Source organism: Stutzerimonas kunmingensis (assembly GCF_021432085.1).
Lineage (GTDB): Bacteria > Pseudomonadota > Gammaproteobacteria > Pseudomonadales > Pseudomonadaceae > Stutzerimonas.
Genome location: NZ_CP090366.1, coordinates 3,518,974 through 3,531,091, shown reverse-complemented (window position 1 = coordinate 3,531,091; position 12,118 = coordinate 3,518,974). Strand labels below are relative to the sequence as shown.

General features: G+C 64.5%; 13 protein-coding genes and 1 riboswitch. Of the genes, 6 read left to right on the top strand and 7 right to left on the bottom strand.

The annotated features are described in order from the left end of the window. Positions 1-73 precede the first annotated feature (73 nt). Positions 74-1,423 carry a DUF1329 domain-containing protein gene (locus tag LW136_RS16750; RefSeq protein WP_234173222.1) on the bottom strand — a complete coding sequence of 450 codons (1,350 nt, stop codon included), beginning with the start codon at positions 1,421-1,423 and terminating at the stop codon, positions 74-76. A 388-nt stretch (positions 1,424-1,811) separates the two neighbouring features. On the opposite strand from LW136_RS16750, the gene LW136_RS16745 reads away from it, so the two are divergent. Beyond that, positions 1,812-2,084, top strand: coding sequence for a hypothetical protein (locus LW136_RS16745; RefSeq protein ID WP_234173221.1), 273 nt, complete (start codon positions 1,812-1,814; stop codon positions 2,082-2,084). 56 nt (positions 2,085-2,140) lie between these two features. On the opposite strand, the gene LW136_RS16740 is transcribed toward LW136_RS16745, so the two are convergent. Further along, complete coding sequence (locus LW136_RS16740) at positions 2,141-3,307, bottom strand: 1-acyl-sn-glycerol-3-phosphate acyltransferase (protein WP_044316268.1); 1,167 nt, start codon at positions 3,305-3,307, stop codon at positions 2,141-2,143. Positions 3,308-3,545: 238 nt separating this feature from the next. Between LW136_RS16740 and LW136_RS16735 the strand changes: the two genes are divergently transcribed. The 3 genes from LW136_RS16735 to LW136_RS16725 are packed head-to-tail and all read left to right on the top strand — an operon-like array spanning position 3,546 to position 4,617. After that, positions 3,546-3,728, top strand: coding sequence for a CPXCG motif-containing cysteine-rich protein (locus tag LW136_RS16735; protein WP_003302744.1), 183 nt, complete (start codon positions 3,546-3,548; stop codon positions 3,726-3,728). Further along, positions 3,728-3,988 (top strand): putative signal transducing protein, encoded by a 261-nt coding sequence (locus LW136_RS16730; RefSeq protein WP_014821315.1) that lies wholly within the window; start codon positions 3,728-3,730, stop codon positions 3,986-3,988. The genes LW136_RS16735 and LW136_RS16730 overlap by 1 nt, the downstream gene beginning before the upstream one ends. 11 nt (positions 3,989-3,999) lie before the next feature. Continuing rightward, the gene (locus LW136_RS16725; RefSeq protein WP_044316267.1) at positions 4,000-4,617 is read left to right on the top strand and encodes an SOS response-associated peptidase; all 618 of its coding nucleotides are present in this window, start codon (positions 4,000-4,002) and stop codon (positions 4,615-4,617) included. 21 nt (positions 4,618-4,638) lie between these two features. On the opposite strand, the gene LW136_RS16720 is transcribed toward LW136_RS16725, so the two are convergent. Beyond that, positions 4,639-6,768 carry a methyl-accepting chemotaxis protein gene (locus tag LW136_RS16720; protein ID WP_044316266.1) on the bottom strand — a complete coding sequence of 710 codons (2,130 nt, stop codon included), beginning with the start codon at positions 6,766-6,768 and terminating at the stop codon, positions 4,639-4,641. A gap of 322 nt (positions 6,769-7,090) precedes the next feature. On the opposite strand from LW136_RS16720, the gene LW136_RS16715 reads away from it, so the two are divergent. Then, on the top strand, positions 7,091-7,909 hold the full coding sequence (locus LW136_RS16715; protein WP_014821312.1) for a M48 family metallopeptidase: 819 nt from the start codon (positions 7,091-7,093) through the stop codon (positions 7,907-7,909). Positions 7,910-7,931: 22 nt separating this feature from the next. On the opposite strand, the gene LW136_RS16710 is transcribed toward LW136_RS16715, so the two are convergent. The 4 genes from LW136_RS16710 to LW136_RS16695 form a co-directional block, all read right to left on the bottom strand. Next, complete coding sequence (locus tag LW136_RS16710) at positions 7,932-8,375, bottom strand: ester cyclase (protein WP_014821311.1); 444 nt, start codon at positions 8,373-8,375, stop codon at positions 7,932-7,934. Between the two features lie 85 nt (positions 8,376-8,460). After that, on the bottom strand, positions 8,461-9,048 hold the full coding sequence (locus LW136_RS16705; protein ID WP_014821310.1) for a TMEM165/GDT1 family protein: 588 nt from the start codon (positions 9,046-9,048) through the stop codon (positions 8,461-8,463). 90 nt (positions 9,049-9,138) lie between these two features. Further along, a riboswitch (yybP-ykoY riboswitch) is annotated at positions 9,139-9,255 on the bottom strand. Between the two features lie 54 nt (positions 9,256-9,309). Next, positions 9,310-10,308 (bottom strand): class I SAM-dependent methyltransferase, encoded by a 999-nt coding sequence (locus LW136_RS16700; RefSeq protein ID WP_234173219.1) that lies wholly within the window; start codon positions 10,306-10,308, stop codon positions 9,310-9,312. 84 nt (positions 10,309-10,392) lie between these two features. Continuing rightward, positions 10,393-11,352 (bottom strand): 2-hydroxyacid dehydrogenase, encoded by a 960-nt coding sequence (locus LW136_RS16695; RefSeq protein WP_234173218.1) that lies wholly within the window; start codon positions 11,350-11,352, stop codon positions 10,393-10,395. Between the two features lie 68 nt (positions 11,353-11,420). Between LW136_RS16695 and LW136_RS16690 the strand changes: the two genes are divergently transcribed. After that, on the top strand, positions 11,421-12,050 hold the full coding sequence (locus tag LW136_RS16690) for a LysE family translocator (RefSeq protein WP_031297223.1): 630 nt from the start codon (positions 11,421-11,423) through the stop codon (positions 12,048-12,050). Positions 12,051-12,118: the final 68 nt, after the last annotated feature.

Genomic DNA, 12,118 nt, shown 5'->3' with positions numbered 1-12,118 from the left:
GTTTCTTCGTTTTCACGGGGCGGAAAACGAAAACGCCCCGCGATCAGCGGGGCGTCGAGTGCAGCCAGCCGAATCAGCGAACGCCGGAGTTGCGCAGGGCAGCCGGGGTGTACTGGTTGGAGTTGGCCTTGTAGTTGTAGGTGTAGGGGTTCTTCTCTTCGTTCTTCATGCCCATGACCAGGTAGCGGCCAGAGATGAGGTCGTACAGGGTCTCCATCGAGTACAGCGGAACCTGCACGTTGTAGAAGTACAGACTGTGCGCCTCGGCTACGCGCCACAGCTGGTTGCGGCCGTCGTAATGGTCGATCACCGCAGCCTGCCAGGTGTCTTCGTCGATGAAGAAGTGGCGCTTGGCATAGATGTGGCGCTCACCCGACTTGAGCGTGGCTTCCACTTCCCATACGCGGTGCAGCTCGTAGCGGGTCAGATCCTGATTGATATGGCCGGCCTTGACGATGTCTTCGTACTTCAGCTCGGGCGAATCCAGGCGGTAGGAGTTGTAGGGGATGTACAGCTCTTTCTTGCCGATCAGCTTCCAGTCGTAGCGGTCCGGCGCACCGTTGAACATGTCCAGGTTGTCGGATGTGCGCAGACCGTCGGCTGCAGTGCCCGGGCCGTCATAGGCGACCTGCGGGGCGCGGCGTACGCGCCGCTGGCCGGCGTTGTAGATCCACGCCATGCGCGGTTCCTTCACCTGGTCCAGGGTCTCGTGTACCAGCAGCACATTGCCGGCCAGGCGGGACGGCTCGGTGACCTGCTGCTTGAAGTAGAACAGCACGTTGCCGTGCTTCTCGGGGTTGTAGTCGGTCAGGGTGTCGGTATAGACCACCTCGTCGACGAACTTAACCAGGCTGAAGCTGCCGTTCACCTGTGGCGTGGCCTGGGCGACGACGCGCCGCGCCGAGCCCCCGCGGTAGCGGGTAATGTGGTTCCAGGCGACTTCCAGGCCGTCCTTGGGGATCGGGAAGGCGACGGCCTTCTCGAAGTTTTCCAGGCCGTTGCCGCCGCGCACCATGTTGGTCTGCGTGGCATTGCGCGCTGCGGCGTCATAGACATGCTGCGGCATGGCTGCGCTGCGGCGTGTCTCGTAGACCGGCAGGCGGTAGCTGTCCGGATAGCGCTTGAGCATGGCGATCTGCCCAGGCGTCAGGTTGTCCTTGTACTGCTCGAAGTTCTGCGCCGTGATGGTGAACTTCGGCTTGTCGCTGGAGTAAGGATCGCCGACGAAACCGTCTGGCGTCACCGCCGCAGCGTCCTGAGCCAGTCCGCCGGTCCAGGCCGGAATGGTACCTGCAGCGTTGCCGGACTTCTCCGCGCCGATCGGCGTCAGTTCGTTGCCGAGGCGGGCCGCCTCGGTTTCGGACACCGCAGCCATGACGTTACTGGCCAGCAGTGAAAGCGTGAGCGCTCCGGTTGTGAACATTGTTATTTTCATTATCTCGTCCTGTCATTTCTGAATAGCTGATTCCCCGTGGCGCTCGCTGCCGCTGCGCCATGTGATTCGGCCTGAAGAGCTGTGCCTGCAGCGCCTGGGTTGCGGATAACCGCTCGATGGAAAGGGATGCTTGTCCATCGACCGTTATCGCATTTGGCTGCCGCCCCCGCACAGGCTCTATTTCGCCGTTTCGAGGTATGCCGAGGGTGACGGCGCGCCCGACCTTTAGTCAAGGCCGACCGGTGAAGAGCGCGTCATAAGCTGGCCTGATAATGGTGCAGGGCTGACATCGCTCCGTCGGGGAATTCGGAATCCTGGCGGGCGTCTGGATACACTACGCGGCTGCCTGGGCGACTTCGAAGAGAGGAAAATCTGGATGGTGTTACATGCGCAGTCGGGGCTGGTGATCGCCCCAGCATTGCTTCTCAACGGGCTGGCGCTGCTGTGCGCGCTGTGCGGCGGCTGGTTGCTACTGGCGACGCAGTGGCGAGAGACACGCGCCCTGCGGCGGCCGTTGGTCGCTTCCGCACTGGAAACTGCGTCGACGAGAGATGGCGCGACTCAGCGCGTCAATCAGCTGTTCAACAGGGTAGGCGGGGCTGGACTGCTGCTCGGTCTGGGGCTGTCGATGGCCTCACGGCTACTCTGAACGTGTTTTCGGTTCGCTGAAGGGTCCGCAGATCAGGTACTGCGGGCCTTATGGGTTCAGGGTTCCAGACCGGCGTTGAGCCGGTACTGATTGCGCACCGGCATGGCGTACTGCTGAATCAGATAGGGCTGCTGCACGCTCGGGCAGGCGGCCAGACGCTTGCTCCATTCGGCTTCGGCGCGCTCCACTTCCTCGCGACTGAACAGCTCGGCGGCACTGGGCACCTGGATATCCGGATCACGGTTGTCCCAGAGGCGGTACGCGAGGTAGTGCACCGGGAACAGTCGATAGCTGCCGAGAATCTGGCGGTCCAGCGCCAGGGCCATCTGCTTGGAATCTTCGGGCGCGCGCTCCATGGGCGTGCCGAAGGCGATGTGCACGCGTCCCTTGTAGCCGGTGATGCCCAGGGCAATGCTCGCGTCGTCCTCGCCCGGTGCCTTGGTATAGGTGCCGGTGGTGGCGCGGATGTATAGCTCGCGGGCCTTGGCCTGGTCGCATGGGTCGTATTCATAGCTGATCGCCACCGGCACCGGGCGCAGTGCCGCCAGTGCGTCCGCGAACGCCTCGTCCTTGCGGCTCATGTGCAGCATCTTGAGGATCGCCGAATCGGTGCGGTCGTCCCCATCCTTCGCGCGCCCTTCGGCCTGGGCTATCCACACCGACTCGCCATCGTTGCGGATCGAATGGTTGATGTACGCCGACAGCACCTGGTAAGCCGCCAGCTTCTCGCGCCGCCCGCTGATGGAGCGGCGCACGATGAAGCTCTTGTTCAGACGCATCAGGTCGCTGACGAAGGGGCGCTGCAGCAGGTTGTCGCCGATGGCGATGCGCGGCGTGCGGATGCCGGCCTGATAGACCGCATAGTTGACGAACGCCGGGTCCATGACGATGTCGCGGTGGTTGGCCAGGAATAGATAGGCTCGTCCCTGCTGGAGCTGCTCCAGGCCGGAAAAGGTCACGCCGTCGGTAGCGCGTTCGATCGTGCGGTCGATGTAGGCCTCGATCTTGTGCTGCAGTGCGTCTACCGTGCGGATACTGGCGAACTGCTTGCGCAACCTCCGCGAAATGACTGGCTTGATCAGCCAGCCCATGCTGTCGGCCAGTCGCGGGAAACGGAAGTGCGCCAGAATGTCGAGAAACTCGCGATCGGCGAACAGGCGCGCCATGACCAGCGGTACTTCGGCGTCGGCGTAGGGTCGGATGGCTTCGAATTCGTCCATCATGCTCTCTGTAAAGGAAACGAGGAACGGGCCTGCAACGGATGGGCAGGCAATTTGCGGAACGGACCGGAGCCGGCTGGCTCATACTCATCGAGTAAACGGCCGTTTCGCCTCATGCCTGTGAAATCCTGCTTGCGGCCCAGGGTGCCCAATTGCGGGACACACCGAGTCGGTCTTCTAAAGGTTCGAATCAGCGACCTTTAAAGACGGCGATTATAGCGACAAGTCACGCGGAGGACCGATGCTGGAAACACAGCTCTTTCATTGCCCTTATTGCGGCGAGCCGGTCGAGGCCGTCCTCGATCTCAGCGCGGGCGATCAGCAGTACATCGAGGACTGCGCCGTGTGCTGCCGGCCGATCGTCTTCGATCTGCGTACGGACGGTGAGCAGTGGCAGCTGGAAACCCGCGGGGAGGACGAATGATGCGGCGTATCTACGAGCCGCGCGATCTGCTGGAGGCGGAGATGCTCAGCGGCATGTTGATTGCCGAGGGCATTGAGGCATTCCTGGCGGGTAGTCATCTGATCGGCGCCATGGGCGAGCTGCCGGCGGCCGGGCTGCTCGGACTGATGGTTGCGGATGCGGATGCCGAGCGGGCACGTCAGCTGATCGCTGCGTACAATGGCGCCGAGCCGTTGCCGGGCGATGAACCGGAGAGTTACCCCGGCGAACTGATCTGCTGACGAGTCTTTTTATGTGCGGTCGCTACGCCCTTTTCCGCTGGAGCCAGGACTTCGCTGCCTTGCCCGGCTTCCCCTCTGATCAGCAACCGCACTGGAGCCTCGCGCCTGGCGCTTCGGTGCTGCTGCTGCGTCAGGTCGATGCGCAGTTGCAGCTCAGCCGCGTGCGCTGGGGGCTGACCCCGGCCTGGCTTACCGATCTGACGCGCACCCCTGCCCAGGCTCGGGCAGAAACCATCAGCGAACAGCCTATGTTTCGCGAGGCGTTTCGCCTGCGCCGCGGGTTGCTGCCGGCCAACGGCTTCTACGAGTGGCGTGGCGCGGCGCGCAAGCGCCCGTACTGGATGACCAGCGAAGGCTCGCTCGGCTATTTCGCCGCACTCTGGGAAGCCTATCCGGTACAGGGTCATACGTATCTGAGCGCCGCCGTGGTGACGCTGCCCGCGGCTACGCTGCGTCGGCCACTGATGCTTGATGAAGCCGGGCAGGCCGCCTGGCTTGATCCCGAAACACCGCTCGAGACATTGCAGGCGCTGCTGGCCCAGCCTCAGCCAGCCTTGCGTGAGCGCCCACTGGCAACCGTGGTGAATGACCCGCGTATCGACGGGCCGGAGTGCCTCACGCCGGCATGAACCGGCGCGGCTACGTCGTCGTCACACCCTGAACTGGTTGATCAGGCGACGCTGCTGTTCGGCCAGGCGCGTCAACCCGGCACTGGCCTGGCTGGCTTCCTCGGCGCCACCGGCAACTTCCTGCGCGACCTGACCGATGTTGGTGACGTTGCGGTTGATGTCTTCGGCCACCGCGCTCTGCTCCTCGGCGGCACTGGCGATCTGGTTGTTCATGTCGTTGATCAGCGAGACCGCCTGGGTGATCGCCTGCAGCGCCTCGGCGGCGGCATCCGCCTGCTCGACGCTGCGTTGGGTGCGGCTCTGACTCTGCTCCATCACCTGCACCACATCCCGCGTGCCGTTCTGCAGCTGCTGGATCATCTGCTGGATCTCGCCGGTCGCCTGCTGCGTCTTCTGCGCCAGGTTGCGGACCTCGTCGGCCACGACGGCGAAGCCGCGTCCCTGCTCGCCGGCGCGGGCCGCCTCGATTGCCGCGTTGAGGGCGAGCAGGTTGGTTTGCTCGGCAATGCTGCGAATGGTCACCAGGATGGCGTCGATGTTCTCGCTGTCGCGGGCCAGCGTCTGCACCACCTCCACCGCGCGGCCGATCTCGTCGGCCAGTTCGGTGATGGTCGAGCCGGTGTCCTGCACGATGTGCCGGCCCTGATTGGCCGCGCGATCGGCATTGTTGGCGGCTTCGGCGGCCTGGGTCGCGTTGCGCGCCACGTCCTGGGCGGTGGCGGTCATTTCGTGCACGGCAGTGGCCACCAGCTCGATTTCCGCCAGCTGGGTCTGCACGCCCTTGTCGGTGCGGATGGCGATGTCGGCGGTGTGCTCGGAGGCATCGCTCACTTTCTGCACCGAGCTGACGACCTCGCCGATCATGCCCTGCAGGCGCGCGAGGAAGGCGTTGAAGCCGGCAGCGATCTGGCCTAGCTCGTTGCGACTGTCGATGTTCAGGCGCTGGGTCAGGTCGCCTTCGCCCTGGCCGATGTTGTCCAGCATGACCACCATTTCGCGCAGCGGGCGGGTGATGCGGCGGCTGATCAGCCAGATCGCCAGCAGACCGGCGAGGCCGATCAGCACACCGATGACCAGCATGGTGGCAAGGCTGCTGCGGCTTTCGTCGGCGAGGGCGACCATCAACTGGTCCAACTCCTTCATCACCTCGGCGGTCGGCAGCTCCAGCATCAGCACCCAGCGGGCCTCGGTGCCGGCAAAGGAAAACGGCAGGAACAGCGCTACGCGGCCACGGGCCTGATCGATTCGATAGTGGGTCTGACCGGCCGGCAACTGCTTGACCAGTGCCTGCTCCTCGGCGTCGAGTATCTGTGCGGCGGGCTTGCCGATAAGGCTGGTGTCGCGGCTGTAGGCGGCAAGGCGGCCGTTGTTGGAGATCAGCGCGATCTGGCCGACGCCACCGTAGAGCTGGGCGTTGGCCTCGCTCAGCAGCTGTTGGATGAAGTCGACGCTGATGTCCGCGCCGACGATACCGTGGAACTTGCCCTCGATTATGATCGGCGCATTGAACGACGACAGCAGCGACGTCTTGCCATTCATCTCGTAGGGTGCTGGATCGCCTACGCAGGGCTTGAGCTGCTCGCGCGGGCAGAGGTAGTACTCGCCGGCGCGCACGCCGGTTTCCAGCAGGCGGGTGTCCTCGATGTCGGTGAGCTTGTCGACCACCATCTGGCCGCTGGCGTCGCGGTAGATCCAGCTGGCGAAGCGGCCGTCGACCATGCCCGGGGCGTCGCCGCGGTACATGACGTCGTTGACGTCCACGCCGTTGGGCTCCCAGGCGATGTAGGTGCTGGTCAGATTGGGGTTCTCGAGCAGGGTCTGTCGCGCCAGATTGATCAGCTCTTCGCGCGTCAGGTTGGCCATCGGCATCCCTTCGTTATCGCTGAGGCCGGTCAGGGTGTGTACTCGAGCGAGGCCGGTGGCGATCTGCAGGGGGGCCTGGAGTTGTGCCTGGATGCGGCTGACCTGGGTCTGGGCGAGGGCAGTGACGCGCTGCTCGACCATGCCGTCGATCAGCGAACGGGTCCGCTCCTCGACCAGCGCCTGGCTGCGCATTCCGGAAACCATCGCATACAGCAGAAGTGCGGCGATCACGGCCAGGGTGCAGGCGCCGGCCAATGCGGCGAAGGCGGTCTGGATGGATCTGAACATGTGCGGAACTCCAATTGCGCAGCGGATAAGGAGGCTATCGGCAGGTTTTGCGACAACTGCAGCGGTACGTTCGGTTGCCTGACAGGTGGGTCCGCGATAGGGTTTGTTCCCGTTTCGTACGCGGCCGCGCCGCCCGGCCCTGCGGGTTGCGCGGCAAATGGCGCCATGCGGCGTTGCGGGACTTGGCAAGGGAACCACCATTACCTGCGTCCCGCGCCTGCGGAACGCCGCCCGGCCATGGCGCCATTTGGCGCAGCAACGTGGCTTGCGACGAAACGGGAACAGACCCTAGGATACGGCGCAGGTTTTCCGGAGAGACTCGATGTTCAAGCCGCACAGATTGTCGCTGTTGGTCGCCGCTGCCGTGCTGGCGGGCTGTCAGGCCGTCAACACCACCAGCGGCGGCGCCGTAGGCGTCGACCGCAAGCAGTACATGTTCAGCATGCTGTCGACCGAGCAGGTCAACCAGATGTACGCCCAGTCTTATCAAGAGACGCTCAGTGCGGCGTCAAGCAAGGGTGTGCTGGAGAAAAACAGCGCAATCACCAAGCGGGTCAACGGTATTGCCCAGCGGCTGATCGCCAAGGTGCCGGTGTTCCGCCCCGATGCCGCGCAATGGAACTGGGAGGTCAACGTCATCGACAGCCCGGAGCTTAACGCCAACTGCGGCCCGGGCGGCAAGATCATCTTCTACACCGGCCTGATCGAGAAGCTGAAGCTCACCGACGACGAGATCGCGGCCGTGATGGGCCACGAGATCGCCCACGCATTGCGCGAGCACGGTCGCGAAGCCATGTCCAAGGCCTATGGCGTGCAGATGGCGACGCAGCTGGGGTCGGCCATGGGCGTCGGTACCGGCGGCCTGCAACTGGCGAACATGGGTGTGGAATATCTGATGACGCTGCCCAACAGCCGCGGCAACGAGAACGAAGCGGATCTGATCGGCCTGGAGCTCGCGGCGCGCGCGGGCTACAACCCGAATGCAGCGATCACGCTGTGGGAGAAGATGGCTTCGGCCGGTGGTTCGGCACCGCCCGAGTTCATGAGCACGCACCCGTCGTCCACCACCCGCACCGCGGCGTTGAAGACGAATATTCCGAAAGTGATGCCGCTCTACGAACAGGCCCGCAGCGGCCGTTGAGCGATGACCTGTCGCCGGCCGTTCAGGCCGGCGACAGCAGCATCGAAAGGGGTGTCTCGATACCCAGTTGCTGATGCACGCCTTCGAGGTCGATGAGCGTGTGGATTTCCTCGATATCGCCAGCCGGGTTCAGCGTCCAGACGCTCATCACGGCAATGGCGAGAATCTTGTCGGCGACCGAGTACCCGAACAGCGGCGTCGCCAGCGTTCCCATCACAGTGCTTGAGGTGACCACCTTGTGGCCCTCGCATATGCACTCATCCACCACCACTTCCAGATCCGGCATGGCTGTACGCACATTGCGCACGAGCTCGGCGAAACCTGCGCTGTTCAGCGGCTGGCCGATGAATGAACCCTTGTAGGCGAAATACTTGCTCTGCATCTGTTCGGAAAGGGCCAGGCGGCCCTTGTTCCAGCTCAGATCGATATGGTTGCAGACTCGTTTCTTGCGTCCATCCGCTGACATGCAGCCTGATCTCCTCGGGGGCGCTGATGTGCGCTGCGGTAGCGCACTCTATCAGCTCCCCGGTGGCGCAGATTTGCGCTGGGTATCAGCCTGAGACAATCGTGCTCATGGACAGCGCCTGATAGCCGGCGTACAGCGCGAGTGCGGCAAAGCCGGCCGCGGCGACCCGGCGGATCAGCGTCAACGGCAGGCGGTCGGCGGCGAAGTGGCTGATCAGCACCACCGGAACATTGGCCAGCAGCATGCCGACCGTGGTGCCGAGGATGACCAGAATGAATTCCGGATACTGTGCGGCGAGCATCACCGTCGCGACCTGGGTCTTGTCGCCCATCTCGGCAATGAAGAAGGCGATCGTTGTCGCGACGAAGGGGCCGTAGGCGCGGCCCAGCTTGGCATCGTCGTCATCCAGTTTGTCCGGCACCAGCGTCCACAGCGCGACCGCGGCGAAGCTTGCCGCCAGTATCCAGCTCAGCGCCACCGGCGAAAGCAGGCTCGATACCCAGCTGCCGACCGCGCCGGCGGCGGCATGGTTGGCCAGTGTAGCGACGACGATGCCCCAGATTATCGGCCACGGTCGCCGATAACGCGCCGCCAGCAGCAGCGCGAGCAACTGCGTCTTGTCGCCGATTTCGGCGAGCGCAACGATCAGGGTGGGGACGAAAAACGATTCCAAGCGGCATTCCTTTAGGGCGGGTCGACAGATTCACCATGACATGCGCAGCCTGCCCGCCCGGGTCAGGTGTACATGTCATGGGTCTTGTCAAACCTGGCCTGGCGTATCGTTACGCGCTGGCCGGTCGCATGCGCCATGGTCTGCGGACCAAGTATGTTGACGCATGCCGGACGAGCAGGGCGCTCGTCGGAGACTACTCCCCCAAGGACGGCGGCGAGTTTGCCGCAACCGGCCGGTCGGTGCAACCGCCGGTCGCTGGCATCAGGGGCGCACGGCGCGGTAGATACGGAAGCCGTCGCGCTCGGCAAGCGTGTGACAGGGGCCAAGATGCTGCTCGACCAAGGGGGGATACCTGAGGAACGCGTTGGCTACCAGGCGCAGCTCGCCACCGCTGACCAGGTGCTCGGCGGCGCGCTCGATCAGCGCCTCGCTGGCCCGGTAGCTGGTGTGCACGCCTTGGTGGAACGGCGGGTTGCTGACGATCGCCGCCAGGTGTCGTGGCGCGGCGTCGATGCCATCCCCGGCAATCACTTCAGCTTCGAGTCCGTTCGCGGCGAGCGTCCTGCGGCTGCTCTCGATGGCGAAGGCGTCCACATCCAGCAGCAGCAGATTGCTTTGCGGATAGCGACGCTTGAGCGTGGCGCCGAGAATGCCGGCCCCACAGCCGAAGTCGAGCACGCGCCCACTTGGGAGGTCATCGAGATGCTCGAGCAGCAGGGCGCTGCCGACATCCAGGCGACCATGGCTGAACACGCCGGGCAGGCTGATGACCTGCAACGGGCCGTCCGCCAGTTCGAGGGTGAAATGGTGTGCCAGGGCGTCCAGTTCGGGAGCAGCAGGTGCCTGCTCGACCATTACCTGCCAGAGCTGGCAATGGCGGGCGCTGTCGAGCTTGCGTGCGCGGCCTAACCCGGCCAGTTGCCTGGCGGCGCGCTCGACGCCGGCACGTTTCTCGCCGACCAGATACAGCGGCCGTCCGTTGAGGCGCGCCGCCAGCGTTTGCAGCAGATAGTCGGTGAGTTCGCGGGATTTCGGCAGGAACAGCACGGCGGCGTCGAACTCGCCCGGTACCGGTGCGACGCCAAAGCTGCAACGCCCGCCGAAGCGACGGTCCAGCAATTGCTGCTCGCCTGCATGCCAGCTCCAGCCAACCGCGGCGGGAAGCTGACCCAGCAGGTCGTCGGCGGGCGGCCCGGCCAGCAGTAGCCGGCCTTGAAACAGCTCGGCCTGACGCAGCAGCACTTCGCTTCGAGGGTCCATTGGCGTCTCCCGGAAAAAGTCGGGGAGCTTAGGGGCTATCGGCGTTTTCTCGCAAGCCGGGACGCCCAGCCCCTGGGCCGGTGCTCAGTTCACCTGCCGAATTGGTGCGCCGGCAAAGAAGGCCGTTGCGTTCTCTGCGAGCTGGCCGACGATGCGCTGGCGCGCCTCGCGGCTGCCCCAGGCGCTGTGTGGGGTGATGATCAGGCGGGGCAGGCTCGGGTCCAGCAGCGGGTTGTCGTCGCTCGGCGGCTCGCTGGTCAGAACGTCGGTGGCGGCACCACCCAGGTGACCGCGGCGCAGGGCATCGGCCAATGCCTGCTCATCGACCAGACCACCACGGGCGGCGTTGATCAGGAAGGCGCTCGGCTTCATCAGTTGCAGCTCGCGCGCACCGATCAGATTGCGCGTCTGCTCCGTCAGCGGGCAGTGCAGTGTCACTGCATCCACCTGCGGCAGCAGTTCGTCCAGATCCACGCGTTCCGGGCGCTTCGGCCGTCCCGGCAGGTTGCCGACCAGCACGCGCATACCAAGCGCCTCGGCCAATCGAGACACCGCGCTGCCGAGTTCGCCGTGGCCGAGCAGGCCGAGGGTCTTGCCTTCCAGCTCGACGATGGGAAAGTCCAGCAGGCAGAACTGACCGCTTTCCTGCCAGCGGCCGCGGGCGACGGCCGCTTGGTAGTCGGGCAGGCGCGTGGCCAGTGCCAGCAGCAACATCAGGGTGTGCTGGGCCACGGTCGGGGTGCCGTAGGCCTGGCAGTTGCAGACCACGATGCCGCGCTCGCCAGCGGCCTGCAGGTCGATGTTGTTGACTCCGGTGGCAGACACCAGGATCAGCTTGAGATCGGGGCAGGCCGCCAGGGTGTCTGCACTCAGCGCGACCTTGTTGACGATGGCCACCTGCGCGCCGCGCAGACGCTCGACAATCTGATCCGCTGTGCTTTGCTCATGACACACGAGTTCGCTGAACGCGTCCTGCAGCGGGGTCAGATCGAGGTCGCCTTGTTCGAGTGGGGAAAGATCGAGGAAAACGGCGCGACTGGACATCAACTGTACCTTTCGAAGAAGCCGGGGCTGATCGACAATGAAGCCCGGCATTGCGTGGAGACTGGATTGTGTACTGGATGGAATTTATGACCGTGGCGCTGGTGCATCTGCTCGCGGTGGCCAGCCCGGGACCGGATTTCGCGGTGGTGGTCCGCGAAAGCGTGACCCAGGGACGCCGTGTCGGAAGCTGGACGGCGCTGGGCGTCGGCTGCGGGATATTCGTCCACGTCGCCTATTCCCTGCTCGGTATCGGCCTGATCGTCTCGCAGTCGATTGTGCTGTTCAACCTCTTCAAGTGGCTGGCTGCAGGCTATCTGCTCTATCTCGGCTGGCGCGCGCTGCGTGCACGACCCATGAGCCTGGATACGGCAGACGAGGTCGACACCACGTCGGATCGCTCACCCTGGCAGGCGTTCGTCGTCGGCTTCGTCACCAATGGCCTGAATCCCAAGGCCACGCTGTTCTTCCTCTCGCTATTCACGGTCGTGATCAGCGCCGATACGCCACTGTGGGTGCAGGCCGGTTACGGCGTCTACCTCGCCGGTGCCACCGCGCTGTGGTTTCTGCTGGTGGCCTGGCTGTTCAGCCGAGGCCGCGTGCGTGCTGGGTTTGCGCGAATGGGCCACTGGTTCGACAGGCTGACCGGCGCCGTGCTGATCGGCCTTGGTGTACGCCTGGCGGTAAGCGAGATCGGTTAACACGCTGAAACGAGGTGCGCGGAAAATAATCCTTTGGACTGATTTTGCCTGGGGGCGGACGCTCTAGA

Bases quoted from the DNA above. Each gene is read 5' to 3' on its own strand.
- LW136_RS16750 (WP_234173222.1), bottom strand. From the start codon at position 1,423: ATGTTCACAACCGGAGCGCTCACGCTTTCACTGCTGGCCAGTAACGTC.
- LW136_RS16745 (WP_234173221.1), top strand. From the start codon at position 1,812: ATGGTGTTACATGCGCAGTCGGGGCTGGTGATCGCCCCAGCATTGCTT.
- LW136_RS16740 (WP_044316268.1), bottom strand. From the start codon at position 3,307: ATGATGGACGAATTCGAAGCCATCCGACCCTACGCCGACGCCGAAGTA.
- LW136_RS16735 (WP_003302744.1), top strand. From the start codon at position 3,546: ATGCTGGAAACACAGCTCTTTCATTGCCCTTATTGCGGCGAGCCGGTC.
- LW136_RS16730 (WP_014821315.1), top strand. From the start codon at position 3,728: ATGCGGCGTATCTACGAGCCGCGCGATCTGCTGGAGGCGGAGATGCTC.
- LW136_RS16725 (WP_044316267.1), top strand. From the start codon at position 4,000: ATGTGCGGTCGCTACGCCCTTTTCCGCTGGAGCCAGGACTTCGCTGCC.
- LW136_RS16720 (WP_044316266.1), bottom strand. From the start codon at position 6,768: ATGTTCAGATCCATCCAGACCGCCTTCGCCGCATTGGCCGGCGCCTGC.
- LW136_RS16715 (WP_014821312.1), top strand. From the start codon at position 7,091: ATGTTCAAGCCGCACAGATTGTCGCTGTTGGTCGCCGCTGCCGTGCTG.
- LW136_RS16710 (WP_014821311.1), bottom strand. From the start codon at position 8,375: ATGTCAGCGGATGGACGCAAGAAACGAGTCTGCAACCATATCGATCTG.
- LW136_RS16700 (WP_234173219.1), bottom strand. From the start codon at position 10,308: ATGGACCCTCGAAGCGAAGTGCTGCTGCGTCAGGCCGAGCTGTTTCAA.
- LW136_RS16695 (WP_234173218.1), bottom strand. From the start codon at position 11,352: ATGTCCAGTCGCGCCGTTTTCCTCGATCTTTCCCCACTCGAACAAGGC.